Genomic DNA, 13,512 nt, shown 5'->3' with positions numbered 1-13,512 from the left:
CGCCGGGAACCCGACCGGCCGGACGGGTAAGCAACGCCACCGAAATGGTCGGCAGGGGCGAGATGCCGAAAGGTGCCCTCGACATGTACCGTAAGAGCCACGAGAGATGCCTGACGTTGTCGGGGCCTGCCGGTAATGGCTGCCCCGTAATTCTGTGCGAGGGGGTCGAGCCATGGGGCGCGGCCGTGCGAAGGCCAAGCAGACTAGGGTGGCCAGGGAGTTGAAATATCACTCACCGAACACCGACCTCGAAGCGTTGCAACGCGAGCTCGCGGCGGGCGGCCCTAAGTCAAGCGACGACTACGCCGATCAAGGCGGAGCCGACGATGAGGCTGACGACGAGGACGACTACGACGACCCCTCCAGCGACAGTGATTGGCGCTCACGGGGTCGTTGACCGCTGGTCAACCCGGCTCACGGGCACGTGGACAACCACGTGCCCGAGTCGTGTTCACAACACCCGCACGGCGGCCGTTCTCTCGACGGCCCGCCATGCGGGTGTCTCGGCGTAGCTACCGCCAGGGTGCAGTTCCCACCACCCCTCGGCGCAGGGCCACGACCCATCTCCTGAGGCGGTGCATCGGTGCACCGCCTCTGACGTGGCGTCCACGGTTCCCTGACACGGGCTCTAGGGCCAGGCCGCGATGGTTCGCGCCCTGGGAGCGGCCACCCCGCTCACCAGGCCGCGCAGTCATCACCGCCGCGCCCGCGCCGCACTGCACCGTGCGTTGAGCAGGCGTGCGCATTTCGGGCGGCTGCGGCCGGTACGCCGGCGTCGGGCCGGGCGCAAGGCGGGCTGCCACCAGTCCGCGGCGCGCGGATCCCACCCCTCGTCGCGGCGGACGCCCGGTGCTGATCCGCGGACGCCGCCAGGGGCGTGGGTGGAGTCGGGCGTGGTCAGCGCGGGCGGTTGTTCCAGTTGTAGAAGGTCGGGATGTTCTCGAAGTGGTTCCAGGCGCACACGGCGCTGGAGCCCTCCTCGCCCGTGGCCTCCGCTCGGGCGGCGCGCGCCGCCGTGGCCTCGTCGAGCAGCACTCTCAGGCCGTCGGCGGCCCGGTGGACGCGCTCGGTGACCGTGTCCAGGCTCGGGTCAGCGTGCTCCGGCATGGTCCAGCACTCCCTCCAGAAGGCGAATCTTGCTGTTGCGGCAGTGGTTCGTCTCGGTGCCGTCGAAGCGGCCGTGCTCGAAGTAGCGGTTGGCCGCGTGGGCGCCGCCGCAGAAGCCGAAGTATGGGCAGGTGCGGCGGCAGGACTCGACCCCGTCCAGATACTCGCCGATCCACGGGGCCGAGGTCGCCGCCCGGGCCAGGATCGACGCCAGCGGGGTGGTCAGGACGCTGCCCGAGGAGAAGTCGCCGTAGTGAGGGTCGGTGAAGCCGGCCAGCTCCGGTGAGAGCAGGAAGACCCGGCCGTCGGCGGCGATCGTCGGGATCGGGTCGAGGGTGGCGGGCAGGAGGCCGTCGGCCCGGTCCGTGAGCACGGCCTCGGCGTATCGGAGCGTCCACTCGATCTCGCGCACGTGGATTCGCGGGTCGACCCGCCAGGCCGCGACGAGCTCGGCCCAGAAGGCGCGGACGGCGTCGTCGGCGAAGGCGTTGGCCCGGGCGTTCACGCCCTCCTGCTCCTCGATGTTGATGCCGAGCACCTCACAGCCGAGATCGAGGAAGTACCCGTACAGCTCCGCCGCCAGCCCCGGCCGCGGATCGCTCACCACGCAGAGTGCCGAGAACGGCACCCCGTGCCGGTGGAGCGCTTCGATGCCGTGCATGATCTGGCGGTACACGGGAGAACCGCTCTTGTTGATGCGCTGCCCGTTGCGCTCGGCGGGACCGTCGACGCTCACACTGACGCGGACGCCGTGGTCGGCGAAGAACGTGCACCAGGCGTCGTCGATGAGCGTTGCATTGGTCTGCACGTGGTGCTCGACGCCGGCGAAGGGGGCCATCAGCTCGGCAAGCCCGGCCCGCCCCGCGGCCATGGGCTCCCCGGCGTGCCAGACGACCGAGAATCGCCCGTCGGAAGCCGCGGCCCAGGGGTTCACGGACTCGGCGACCGCCGCGGCCACGGCCGGGCTCATGCGGTCGTTGCGTGAGCGGAAGGGCAGGTAGCAGTAGGTGCAGTCAAGATTGCACAGCGTCGTCGGCTGCATCACGACATAGCCGGGGACCGGCGCGATGCCTTGCATGCCGCTCCACGACACCGCCCCGTCCTCCTTTTAGGCGTAGGGACGTGTCGCTCCAGCCTAGGTCCATCACTGCGCCGCGGTAAGCCCCGGTTGCACGTATTGGTAAAGGGGCGGCCGGGCCGCCCCTTCGCTAGCTTCAGCCGCGGGTGTGCGAGCCGACCATCTGCACGGTGCCGGTGCCCTCGATGACCTCGCCGACCTGCCAGGCGTCGAGGCCGCGCCCGGCCAGGAAGGCCAGCGTGCGGTCGGCGTCCTCGGCCGAGACCACCGTCATCATGCCGATGCCCATGTTGAAGGTGCTCTCCATCTCCATGTCCTCGATGCGGCCCTTCGTGCGGACCAGCTCGAAGATGGGCTGGGGGCGCCAGGTGGAGCGGTCCACAACGGCGTCGACGTGCTCGGGGAGGACCCGGACGAGGTTACCGGGGATGCCGCCGCCGGTGACGTGGGCGTACGCGTGGATGTCGCTCTCCTTGATCAGGTCGAGGCAGTCCTTCGCGTAGATCCGGGTCGGGGTGAGCAGCTCCTCGCCGAGCGTGCGCTGCGAGCCGAACTCGTCGATGACGCTGTCCAGCCGCATCCGCCCGGCGCCCAGGAGCACGTGGCGGACGAGCGAGTAGCCGTTGGAGTGCAGGCCCGTCGAGCGCAGCGCGATCACCGCGTCGCCGACCTCGACCCGGTCCCGGCCCAGGATGGCGTCCTCTTCCACGACGCCGACGCCGGTGCCCGAGATGTCGTACTCGTCCGGCCGCATCACGCCCGGGTGCTCGGCCGTCTCGCCGCCCAGCAGGGCGCACCCGGCGTAGCGGCAGCCGTCGGCGATGCCGGCGCCGATCTCGGCCACCCGGTCCGGCACGACCTCGCCACAGGCGATGTAGTCGAGCAGGAACAGCGGCTCGGCCCCGCACGCGACCAGGTCGTCGACCACCATCGCGACGAGGTCGATGCCGACGGTGTCGTGGATCCCCATCGCCTGGGCGATCGCCAGCTTGGTGCCGACGCCGTCAGTCGAAGACGCCAGAATCGGGCTCTTGTACTTCTTCAGGTCGAGCCGGAACAGCCCGGCGAACCCGCCGATGTCACCCATCACCTCGGGCCGGTGCGTCCGGTGCACCTTGGTGCGGAGCAGCTCGACGGCCTTCTCGCCGGCGTGGATCGAAACACCCGCATCCGCGTAGGTCACGGTCTTGCGGCGGCTCCGGCCATTGCCGGCCGACCACAGCTGCCGCTCGGGGGTGCTGCCCTGACCGGACTGTCCGGTCTTGTCGGCGCGCTCATCCACGTGCGTCACTTTCTCCCCTTTGAATTGCCTCTGCGGCGGCTTTGCTCTGACGGGTGGCGGTCACGGACGCAACAGTGCGTCAGCTCCACCGACACTGGCGGTGATCTGGACACCGTCAGTCGTGGTCGGCGCGGCCCCCGCGGCGCGCGCGACACCTTCCAGCACGTGCTTGCCGATCACGTTGTCGGCCGGGAGCTCGATCGGGTAGTGCCCGTCGAAGCAGGCACTGCAGAGCCGGGTGGCCGGCTGCTCGGTGGCGGCGATCAGGCCCGGCAGCGACACGTAGCCGAGCGAGTCCGCGCCGATCGAGCGGCGGATGCCTTCGAGGTCGAGCCCATTGGCCAGCAGCTCGGCCCGGGTGGCGAAGTCGATGCCGTAGAAGCAGGGCCACTTCACGGGCGGCGAGGAGATCCGCACGTGCACCTCGATGGCCCCGGACTCCCGCAGCATGCGCACGATCGCGCGCTGGGTGTTGCCGCGCACGATCGAGTCGTCGACGACGACCAGGCGCTTGCCCCGCACGTTGTCGCGCAGGGGGTTGAGCTTGAGCCGGATGCCCAGCTGGCGGATCGTCTGCGACGGCTGGATGAAGGTGCGCCCGACGTAGGCGTTCTTGACCAGCCCGTGGCCGAACGGGATGCCCGACTCCTGGGCGTAGCCGATCGCGGCGGGCGTGCCGGACTCGGGGACCGGGATCACCAGGTCGGCCTCGACGTGGTGCTCGCGGGCCAGCGTGCGGCCGAGCTCGACCCGGGCCGCGTGCAGGTTGCGCCCCGCGATGTTGGTGTCGGGGCGGGCCAGGTAGACGTACTCGAACAGGCAGCCCTTCGGGTCCGGGGTGCCGAACCGGCTGGAGCGCAGCCCGTGCTCGTCGATCGCGATGAGCTCGCCCGGCTCGACCTCGCGGACCACGCTGGCACCGCAGATGTCCAGGGCCGCGGTCTCGCTGGCCACGACCCAGCCGCGCTCGAGGCGCCCGAGCACCAGCGGGCGGACGCCGTTGACGTCACGCGCCGCATACAGGGTGTCCTCGTCCATGAAGACGAAGCTGAACGCGCCGCGCAGGGTCGGCAGCACCTCGAGTGCGGCGGCCTCGACGGAGAGGTCGGGGCGAGCCGCCAGCAGCGCCGTCACCAGGGCGGTGTCGTTGGTGGAGTTGATCGCGTCCGGCTCGACGTCGGGCAGCTCGGCGACCCGGCGGGCCAGCTCGGCGGTGTTGACCAGGTTGCCGTTGTGCGCCAGCGCGATCGTGGTGCCGGCCCGGTCGCCGCCGGCCCGCGTCGAGCGCAGCGTCGGCTGGGCGTTTTCCCAGGTCGATCCGCCGGTGGTCGAGTAGCGCGCGTGGCCGATCGCGATGTGGCCGCGCAGGCTGGCCAGCGTCGGCTCGTCGAAGACCTGGGACACCAGGCCGAGATCCTTGTAGACCACCACACCGGATCCGTCGGACACCGCGATGCCGGCCGCCTCCTGACCACGGTGCTGTAGTGCATACAGCCCGTAGTAGGTCATCTTGGCGACCTCTTCGCCCGGCGCCCAGACGCCGAACACACCGCACTTGTCCTGGGGACCTGGACGCTGGGGGTCGAGCTCGTGGCTCAACCGGCCATCGCCTCGGGGCACTTGCCGCTCCTGTCGTCGCAGTTGCCTTGGGGTGGCTGAAGTGTGTGAGGGGGGTGGCTCTGAGGTTGACGCGCGCCGGACGGATGGTGACCGCTCGGCGGGCTGGTCGGCGCCACACGCTGGGTCGCCGTCGCGGAGCCAGTGTACGCGAGGTTGCGGGCATGACGCAGAGCGACATATCGAAGCCCGTTGGTGAGAACTCCGGCCGGTGGTTCGCCCTGGTTACAACGGTAGATAGTCGGATAAATCCGCCCGAATGCCACTGGCTCGAATCTTCCCGGCCGTGACGGCTTCGTGCCACGATTTCCGACCCGTGGCGATCTCGATCCACGTGACCGGGTCGGTCTCGACGACGTTTGGTGGCGTACCTCTCGTATGTCTCGGCCCCTCGATGCACTGAATCGCGCCGTATGGCGGAATCCGGACCTCCACCGAACGTCCGGGTGCGCGTGTCCGCAGGTGGGCGAGGAGTTCTCGGACGGCGTCGCGGACGGCGATCCGGTCCGGAGCGGTACCGTCATTCAGGGCATCAAGGACGCTTTGCACCGTGCCGGAATATCGGTGCGCAGAGGACATAAGCGGACGATACGACCGGCCCCCGGCGGCTCGCAACACTCTCCGGGTTTCGCCGACCCCTTCGGACAGGGCATAGTTTGCTGCGGCGCACCATGCAAGGCGAGTCTCGCTCGCATGCTGGACCATAGACAGACATGCTCGGCGGCGAAGCTCGGGTGAAGGTCAAGATCCGGAGGGGTGTGGACGTGACTGCGCACCGACGAGCCCTGCTGTTCAGAGCGGGGACGGTGGCTGTTCTAGCTGCGGGCGCTCTGATCGGCCTGGCGGCACCAGCACACGCGGCCGGGCCCGAGGTCGTGATCGCCGGCGCGGGAGATGTGACACTGACGGTAGGCGGCAGTGCGCAGACCGTCAATGTTCAGGTCAAGAACCAGGGTGACCTGCCCGCGTTGAAGATCTCGCTCACCATCGACATTCCGGGCGATCTCGGCCTGACTGTCGCCAGCAAGCCGAACGGCTGCACCGGCAGCGGGACCCACGTCGAGTGCGACATCGACGCCGGCCTCGGCGCCGGGCAGACGAAGAACCTCCCGATCGGCATCGCGCCGCCGGCGCAGAGTTCGATCCCGGCCGGTCAGCAGAAGTCCGGTGGCGGGCAGGTGATCCTCACCGACGGCGGCTCCGACACCAAGAACTTCCAGGCGGTCCTCAAGGCGCAGGCCGTCGTCGCGCCGCCGACGACGACGCAGGCCGCGCCGCAGACGGTCACCGAGGTCACCGGCAACGTCACCGACTCGACCACCGGCAAGGGGATCAAGGGCGCGACGGTCGTGCTCGAGGACAACGCCGGCAAGACCCGGCAGACCTCGACGCAGGACGACAAGGGTTTCTTCCGCTTCACCCCCACCGACGCCAACCCGATCGCGCCGGGGACGCTGAAGCTGACGGCCGGAGCCAACGGCTACGACAACTTCGACAAGACCATCACGGCCGCGGCCGGCAAGCCCGCGAGCGTGAAGCTGGGCCTGACACTGCTGGCCGACAGCGCCACGCCGGTGCCCCCGCCCACGGCGGGCGACCCGGCGATCGTGCAGGGTCAGTCGGCGGGCGGGGTCGACCCGGGGAACACGAAGACGAACAACGCCTCCAACGACAGCGGCGGCGGGGTCTCCTGGATCCTGATCGCGCTCGGCGTCCTGCTCGTCGGCTTCGGCATCGTGGCGATCGTGATGCTCCTGCGCCGCCGCGGCGACGACGACGACGACGAGAACGTGGACGAGCCGGCCCCGCGCCGCGGCCCGGGTCCGCGCCCGGCGTACGTCGGCCCGGGCACCGACCCGACGATGGTCGGCGCCATGGGCGCCCCCACGATGATCAGCCGCGGCGGCAGCAACGACGCCACAGCGATCGTCAGGCCCACCCGCGGCGGCTTCGACGACGTCCCGCCGGACCCCTACGGCGCGCCGCTGCCGGCCCCCGGCGGCTACCCGTCGGCGGGCGGCTACGACGACCGTGCCGGCTTCGCCAGCGGCGGGTACAACGGCGGCGGTGGCAACGGCTACGGCCGCCCGGCCCCCGGCCCCGCTGTCGACCCGTACGCCCCGGACTACAACAACGGTGACGGCGGCGCGAACGGCTACGCCGACTCGACGCAGCGTTACGAGCCCGGTACCGGTGGCAACAACTACGGTGGCGGCGCGAACGGCTACAACAACAACCCGCCGACCGGTGGCTACGGCCCCGGCGCCGGCCCGGGTGGCGCCGGCGGCCAGGGCGGCTACGGCGGCGCGAACGGCTATGACGGTCCGTCGACGGGCGGCAACAACTACGGCGGCGGCCCGCGCGACCGCGGCGGCTATGACGACCGCGGCGGCCCGCCCACGACCCTCGGCGGCTTCGCCGGCGGCGACCGCGGCGGCTACGACGGCCCCCAGGCCGGTGGCGGTTACGACGGCCCCAAGGCCGGCGGTGGCTACGACGAGCGGGGCGGCTACGGCCCGCAGGCCGGTGGCGGCGGCTACGACGGCCCGCAGGCCGGCGGTGGCTACGGCGACCGCGGTGGCTACGGTCCCCAGGCCGGCAACGGCTACGACGGTCCCCAGGCCGGTGGGGGTGGCTACGACGATCGCGGCGGCTATGGTCCCCAGGCCGGTGGCGGCGGGTACGACGACCGCGGTGGCTACGGTCCCCCGGCCGGCGGCGGCGACTACGACGGGCCCTATGCGGGTCGCGGCGGATACGGCCCGAGCGGCGGCGGCGCCGGCTACGAGCCGGCGTCGGGCTACGAGCGCGACGGCTACGAGCGCGTCCCGGAGCCCCCGCGGGCCGGCAACGGCTACGGCCCGGGTGGGAGTGCCCCCGCCGGCGGTGGCGCTGCCGGTGGCGACTACGACCAGCGTGGCGGCTACGGCCCGAGCAACAACGGCGGCGGCGACTACGACGACGCCCGCGCCCCGGGTCGCGGCGCCGGCGGCAACGGCAACCGGCGCTCGCTGGACTGGCTCGACGACTAGGTCGGTCCGATCGGACGGTTCTGCACAATGCGTTTCGGAGGGGCGGCCAGGTGCCGCCCCTCCGGGGTTTCTGCCCTGTGCGGGCGCTTCGACTCCGAGGGCTCAGGCATCCTCGGCGGAGTCCCCGGCCTCGCGCGCTGACGGCTCCAGCTCGGAGCGGTCGCGCAGGTCGAGATCGTTGCGGGTGTTGCGGAGGTCCGCGGCGTGCCGCGGGATGTACTCGTCCTCGTCCATCCGGCGCAGAACCTTCGTGTGTCGTCGCATCATGTGCAAGGGTTCCCCGTGGCAGTTATCTGATGTCGGGTGTGGCGGCGCGGCAGGCGGCGTCGAGCTCGAAGCTCATCGGTGCCGACTCCCGCCGGTGCGTCACCCGGAGCCAGCGCACCTTGCGCAGCATCCGGGTTGCCGGGCCGGCAGCCCGGTGCCTGGCAACGTGGCCGATGCGGCTCTCTTGACTGTTCACAACACAGAGTGTGCGGGGACGACGACAGAATCGTTAGACCACGAACAGTCTGGGTACGGCGACCGTCCGGATTCCCCTATTAGTAGGTGAGTATGCGATCAAGCCGGATTGAGTAAGTGCCCGAACTCGGCGTGGAAGGTCTGACCTGCGCTGATAGCCCTCGATGCGAGTGCGAACCGGCGGTGGACGGACGGCCGCAGATCGGGCCGGGCCTCCTCCAGCGTGGCCCAGCGGAAGCCGGTCAATTCGTTTGCAGCCGGACGAATCACCGCGGCCGGATCGAGCACACCACCGTCGAACACGAACTGCACCTGATCACTCCACGGTCCGCGCCCCGGCGTCCAGTCGACCACCAGTAGCCGGCCCGGGGTCAGCTCGAGCCCGATCTCCTCGGCGACCTCACGCGCGCAGGCGGCCGACGGCGACTCGCCGGGCTCGACGATCCCGCCCGGGATGTCCAGGAACGGCTTGTAGTTGGGCACCACGAAGAGCAATCGTCCGGCCGGATCCCTGATCAGGGCGCCCGCGGCCACTGTCTTGTGCGCCATTCGCTGCGCGATGCCCGGATTGAACTCGGCCTCGGGTGGGCCGTCCAGCTCGAAGTCGGCCGCGTAGGGGCCCGTTGAATCGCTCATCGCATCGAATTCAACTACTCAAGCCGGGCGCTCGTCCATCCAATGGGGTACGCCGTACGCCCGCCGGAAGTGAACAACTTCGCTGATGGTGTCCGAATCCGCACCGGTGCCAAGGTGATGCGACGACGAAATGGCGGTTGAAAGGGGTGGTGCAGATAGCGGATTGCATCTCGTGCGCTGGGGGTGGCCACGAGAAGGATGAGGTGGGCGGCGGCGTCCGCGCGGGGTGCCGTCGCCCGCCTATTCGCGGCGCATATGGAGTCGCACGGTCGTACCGCTTTCTCCGCTGCGCATTTCCAGAAGGTCGCAGATCTGCCGGGCGATCCACAGCCCGTGGCCGCGGCCGGCCTGCGGATCGGTGCGCAGGAAGCCGAAAAAGCCATTCGACAGGTCGTCGCTCTTCGGCCCGCCACCGGCGTCGCTGATCTCGCAGATGACGCGGTGATCGGTGGCCCAGAGCCACACCTCGCCGCGGCCGGCACCGTGCCGGATCGCATTCGTCGCAATCTCGTTCACCGCGAGCGTGAAGTCGTCGAGCCGGTCCGGCGGCAGGCCGAGACGCACGGCGTGGTCGGCGATGAATTTGCGCACCGCGGCCATCTCGATGAAATCGTGGAGCCGTTCGACGCCCAGCGCCGGACGGTCCAGGAGCGGCCCGTTGCGCTCCGCGTAATAGGAGGCCGGATCGGCGTAGGCGTTGCTGACTTCACTGCGTGCCCCGACCGCCAGCGCCGGATGGGTCCGCCGGGCGTCGTCGACGATCGCGGCGGGCAGGCTGCGGCTGTCATACCCGCACATGATCCACGCCCGGGCTCCGGCCAGCGCGACGTTCATGACGGACTCGTACCGCCCCCACTCCGACGTCTCCAGTGGGTCGAGCCCGTTCCAGACCGGCTCGCCGAGCACGCGCAGGATGCCCGTGGTGCCGGACAGCGCGTCGATGCGCCGGTGGTGGGCGTTGAGCGTCCGGCCGGGCGAGTCGTACCAATCAGAGAGGGTCAGGAACGTGATCTGCTCGGCGTCCGCCCCGATCTGCTCCCGCAGCAGCGCCTCGTTCTCGCCGGTGGTGACCGCGACGACGGAGTCTCGCCGACGCACCCCCTCGGTCACGAACGGGACCGCCGCATCCAGGAACTGGGCGGCCGAGTCGAAGACCAGCGCCTGATGGATGAGTTTCACGGCGACTCGTCCACGTCCTCGAGCGACCAGCGCGTGAGGTGCAGGACCTTGCGCATGGAGGCCGGCATGTCCTTGATCCGCACCCGCCGCTCGGGCGCGACCGATTCGGCGAACCGCACGAGCGTCCGGATGCCGGCCACGTCGATGAAGCTCAGCTCGGCCAGGTCGAGCACGAGCAACGGCTCGCCGCTGCTCCAGCCCTCCGCCTCGGCCAGGGCGGCGGCCAGCGGCAGTGCGGTCCCGTCGTCGACGACGCCGGCGATCCGCAGGCCGCGCGGGGAGTACGTGGGCACGATCCGCAGCTGCCGGTCGTCGTGCAGCGGGTCGATGCAGAGCACGCCGTGGTGCACGGACACGAGCCCGGTCAGCTCGGTGCGCTCGAAGAGCCGCTCGTCGTACTGGCACACGGCGGCCAGATCCTTGACGTCGGTCACGGTGGAGGCGACGCCGCTCTCGTACTCGTGCACCCGCGCCGTGGAGCCGCGCTTTTCCCGCAGCGCCCAGCTCATCTCGCCGGTGAGCCGCAGCCCTTGGAACCCGGCCGCTCGCGCGTCGCGCACGGCGTCGCGGATGCCGAACTGCTCGGGCCGGTCGTCGCCGACGACCCGCACCTCGAGCTGGCCGCGGGCGATGGCGAGCGCCCCGTCGACACCCCGCGGGTCCAGCCAGGCGTCGATGACGTCCGGCGGCGTGCGATCCGCGAAGTACAGCACGCGCTCACCCCGGCGCAGCCCGTCCGCGATGAACGCCGAGACGACTTCCTGTTGCTGGGCGTCGCTGGCGAACGGCAGGCAGAGGTGATCGCCGGGCCGGACCCGGCCGGCGTGCGTGGTGGAGATCGGTTCACTGATGTGATTCAACCTAGATGGTGTACCCACGGCGCGCTGACCGTGAAACACGACCTCAGTGGGCGCGGATACAGCAGGTCGTGCACACCTTCGGCGTCGGCAGCGTGAAGGCCAGGCAGCAGGTCCGGCGCTGGATGTCGACGCCGCCGCCCGCGCGCGGGGTCAGGTCGACCAGGTCCTCGGCGTCCAGAGCGGCCAGCAGGCGGTTGGCGATGTCCAGGGTCGGGCCCGGAAGGGAGTCGGCGGCTCGGGACAGGCCGTAGGCGATGCCGGAGGCGACCGAGCCCCACAGCGTCCGGCGGCCGATGCGGGCGTGCCGGCGGAACTCGTCGAGCAGCGGGTCGAGGTGGGCGACGACGAGCGAGCGGCGCAGGACGCCCAGCAGCTCGCGCTCGTCCTCCACGATCAGCAGGCCCGGGGCGTCGGTCGCCACGATCGGGTCGGTGGCCAGGACGGCGGTCACCGGGGCGCGCAGGGCCAGCGTCAGGAAGGGGCGCGGCTCCTGGTAGCGGACCAGGACGTGGTCCGGGGTCATCAGCGGGACCCGGCGGGAGGCGGCGAAGCCGAGCACGGCCGGCAGGGAGCACCAGTATGAGTAGCACTTCCAGGCGAGTGCCGCGGCGGCGTGCGGCTGGGCGCTCCAGCGGCCCGCCGCGGTGTCCAGAAGATCGGCTACGTCCAGATCCGCGGCGAGGCGCCACTGCGGGCCGTCGTCGGCCACCAGACCGGGCGCCAGCCCCTGGAGTGAATCTTTGCCGTGCCGATTCTGCAGCGCGGTGAGCGTCGCGACGACCGGGCGGAGGGGTTCGACACCCTCGCGGCTGATGAGGGCGGTCACGTTGGGTCGCCGTTTCCGGCAGTGGGCAGGGTGGCCGAACACCGCGCTGCGGCGTGCGGTCCGCGCCTGCTCTTGGTGCTCACCACCATGACGTACCCCCAGAAGTGCCTGCCAAGCGCCCACGATACGCGAGATAGGTAAGGCTAACCAGGGTGGCCGTGTCGGACTTCGGCCGCAGCCTAATTGTGACATTGCGTTACAGCCTTGGGAGCGGTCAGTGACCGAAACGGGTTGATCAACACCGATCCGGCGGTGGTGTCAACCATTTTGTCAGGAATCTGTCCCCCTGACCTGGTCGACCGGAGGACTCGGGGACACTTACCGGACAGGGGCCGTCTCCCTGTAGGGCTGGACCGGACATGACCACGAGCGACCCTTCTCCCGTGCAACGGGCGGCGGAGGCGTTCGTCGCAGAGTTCGCGCGGTGGCGCGTTGAGCGCGGCATGTCCAAAAAGCAGCTCGCCGCGGCCATGGGCTTCGACGCCTCCTACGTCAGCCACGTGGAAGCCGGTCGGCACCGCCCCACCGAGGACTTCGCGCGCCGCGCCGAGGCGATCCTCCAGAGCGGCGGCTCCGTCTGGCAGCGCTACAAGGAGTACGACGAGCTGCGGGCGACCGCGCGCAGCCGGGTCGGGGTGCCGGGGCGCGATCCGCCGGTGCCGGACCAGTGGCTGCCACCGGGCACGGGCCTCGTCGTCGAACGCGAGACCGCGCGGCTGTCCTATGTCGACGGGAAGTACCGCTGCACGGTCCGCCGTGCGCTGTACAACGCCGGCACGGAGCCGATCACGCGGTACCTCGTGCGCATCTCCGTCGACCGCTACCCCGACGACCCGGCGCGGTCCAATCGCCACCACCACGACCACCCGATGTCGCTCGACGAGCTGTCTCTGGTCGCCTCCTGCGCCGGTGAGCCGATGGAGTGGCGGACCAAGACCGACCGCGACACGCTCAAGGAGCTCTGGCTGCTCTTCGAGAATGCGCAAGGGCGGTTTCCGCTGTACCCGGGCCAGCGCACGACGATCGCCTACTCGTGGCACATCGGCATCGACAAGTGGGGCAACTTCTTCGAGCGCGCCATCCGCCTGCCGACCCGCCACCTCACGGTGGAGGTCGAGTTCCCGGCCCGGATGCGCCCGGTCGTGTGGGGCGTCCAGACCTCCCTGTCGGCCGAGGAGGTCCCGCTGCGCACGCCGATCACCCAGGAGCTGTCCGAGGACGGCCGCGCGGTCTTCTCCTGGCACACGGAGGCGGCCACGCTGCACGACTACTACCGGCTGGAGTGGCGCTTCCGCGGCAGCCGGCCGGAGGGGGCGGTCGAGGACGCCGACGACTGGCCCGATCCGCCGTTTGCACCGCCCACCGCTCGCCAGCTCTCCGCGTAACCGGACCGGAGGGCTGGCGGCGGCCCTTCGGCACGGCCAAAGCGGCTC

Annotated in this window: 12 protein-coding genes and 1 pseudogene; 3 read left to right on the top strand and 10 right to left on the bottom strand. The window is 70.6% G+C overall.

The window, feature by feature from the left end:
• The first annotated feature begins 172 nt into the window (after nt 1-172).
• A complete protein-coding gene (locus Dvina_RS52235; protein WP_223099760.1) occupies nt 173-397 on the top strand; it encodes a DUF3073 domain-containing protein in 225 nt (74 codons plus the stop codon).
• Between the two features lie 500 nt (nt 398-897).
• Here Dvina_RS52235 and amcA read toward each other — a convergent pair whose 3' ends face one another.
• The 5 genes from amcA to Dvina_RS52210 all read right to left on the bottom strand — a co-directional run bounded on the left by amcA (nt 898) and on the right by Dvina_RS52210 (nt 5,663).
• Nucleotides 898-1,107, bottom strand: a complete 210-nt coding sequence (amcA, locus tag Dvina_RS52230; protein ID WP_223099758.1) for a multiple cyclophane-containing RiPP AmcA — start codon at nt 1,105-1,107, stop codon at nt 898-900.
• A complete protein-coding gene (amcB, locus tag Dvina_RS52225; RefSeq protein ID WP_223099756.1) occupies nt 1,091-2,185 on the bottom strand; it encodes a cyclophane-forming radical SAM peptide maturase AmcB in 1,095 nt (364 codons plus the stop codon). The genes amcA and amcB overlap by 17 nt, the downstream gene beginning before the upstream one ends.
• A 136-nt stretch (nt 2,186-2,321) precedes the next feature.
• Nucleotides 2,322-3,476, bottom strand: coding sequence for a phosphoribosylformylglycinamidine cyclo-ligase (gene purM, locus Dvina_RS52220; protein WP_223099754.1), 1,155 nt, complete (start codon nt 3,474-3,476; stop codon nt 2,322-2,324).
• Between the two features lie 51 nt (nt 3,477-3,527).
• Entirely contained in the window at nt 3,528-5,087 is a 1,560-nt protein-coding gene (purF, locus tag Dvina_RS52215; RefSeq protein ID WP_223099752.1) for an amidophosphoribosyltransferase, read from the bottom strand.
• A 222-nt stretch (nt 5,088-5,309) separates the two neighbouring features.
• Nucleotides 5,310-5,663 (bottom strand): sterol carrier family protein, encoded by a 354-nt coding sequence (locus tag Dvina_RS52210; protein ID WP_223099750.1) that lies wholly within the window; start codon nt 5,661-5,663, stop codon nt 5,310-5,312.
• Between the two features lie 227 nt (nt 5,664-5,890).
• Here Dvina_RS52210 and Dvina_RS52205 point away from each other — a divergent pair, with 227 nt between their 5' ends.
• Nucleotides 5,891-8,116: a carboxypeptidase-like regulatory domain-containing protein gene (locus Dvina_RS52205; RefSeq protein ID WP_223099748.1), complete on the top strand. Its 2,226-nt coding sequence runs from the start codon at nt 5,891-5,893 to the stop codon at nt 8,114-8,116.
• A 102-nt stretch (nt 8,117-8,218) separates the two neighbouring features.
• Here Dvina_RS52205 and Dvina_RS55490 read toward each other — a convergent pair whose 3' ends face one another.
• The 5 genes from Dvina_RS55490 to Dvina_RS52185 form a co-directional block, all read right to left on the bottom strand.
• Nucleotides 8,219-8,350, bottom strand: coding sequence for a hypothetical protein (locus tag Dvina_RS55490; protein ID WP_261961907.1), 132 nt, complete (start codon nt 8,348-8,350; stop codon nt 8,219-8,221).
• 327 nt (nt 8,351-8,677) lie between these two features.
• On the bottom strand, nt 8,678-9,214 hold the full coding sequence (locus tag Dvina_RS52200; RefSeq protein WP_223099746.1) for an NUDIX domain-containing protein: 537 nt from the start codon (nt 9,212-9,214) through the stop codon (nt 8,678-8,680).
• A gap of 240 nt (nt 9,215-9,454) precedes the next feature.
• Complete coding sequence (locus Dvina_RS52195) at nt 9,455-10,324, bottom strand: sensor histidine kinase (protein ID WP_246655881.1); 870 nt, start codon at nt 10,322-10,324, stop codon at nt 9,455-9,457.
• 65 nt (nt 10,325-10,389) lie between these two features.
• On the bottom strand, nt 10,390-11,253 hold the full coding sequence (locus Dvina_RS52190; protein ID WP_223099742.1) for an MEDS domain-containing protein: 864 nt from the start codon (nt 11,251-11,253) through the stop codon (nt 10,390-10,392).
• A 43-nt stretch (nt 11,254-11,296) separates the two neighbouring features.
• Nucleotides 11,297-12,079: a hypothetical protein gene (locus tag Dvina_RS52185; RefSeq protein WP_223099740.1), complete on the bottom strand. Its 783-nt coding sequence runs from the start codon at nt 12,077-12,079 to the stop codon at nt 11,297-11,299.
• Nucleotides 12,080-12,438: 359 nt separating this feature from the next.
• Between Dvina_RS52185 and Dvina_RS52180 the strand changes: the two are divergent.
• Nucleotides 12,439-13,392: pseudogene (locus Dvina_RS52180) on the top strand (helix-turn-helix domain-containing protein); the annotation flags it as partial.
• Between the last annotated feature and the right edge of the window lie 120 nt (nt 13,393-13,512).

It is taken from the genome of Dactylosporangium vinaceum, assembly GCF_019904175.1.
GTDB lineage: Bacteria > Actinomycetota > Actinomycetes > Mycobacteriales > Micromonosporaceae > Dactylosporangium > Dactylosporangium vinaceum.
The sequence above is the reverse complement of the archived record's forward strand: the minus strand, read 5'-3'. Positions and strand labels throughout refer to the sequence as shown.

What these genes read in the sequence shown, in the direction of transcription:
- Dvina_RS55490 (WP_261961907.1), bottom strand. Translation starts at nt 8,350, where the DNA reads ATGGACGAGGACGAGTACATCCCGCGGCACGCCGCGGACCTCCGCAAC.
- amcB (WP_223099756.1), bottom strand. Translation starts at nt 2,185, where the DNA reads ATGCAAGGCATCGCGCCGGTCCCCGGCTATGTCGTGATGCAGCCGACG.
- amcA (WP_223099758.1), bottom strand. Translation starts at nt 1,107, where the DNA reads ATGCCGGAGCACGCTGACCCGAGCCTGGACACGGTCACCGAGCGCGTC.
- Dvina_RS52235 (WP_223099760.1), top strand. Translation starts at nt 173, where the DNA reads ATGGGGCGCGGCCGTGCGAAGGCCAAGCAGACTAGGGTGGCCAGGGAG.
- Dvina_RS52200 (WP_223099746.1), bottom strand. Translation starts at nt 9,214, where the DNA reads ATGAGCGATTCAACGGGCCCCTACGCGGCCGACTTCGAGCTGGACGGC.
- Dvina_RS52210 (WP_223099750.1), bottom strand. Translation starts at nt 5,663, where the DNA reads ATGTCCTCTGCGCACCGATATTCCGGCACGGTGCAAAGCGTCCTTGAT.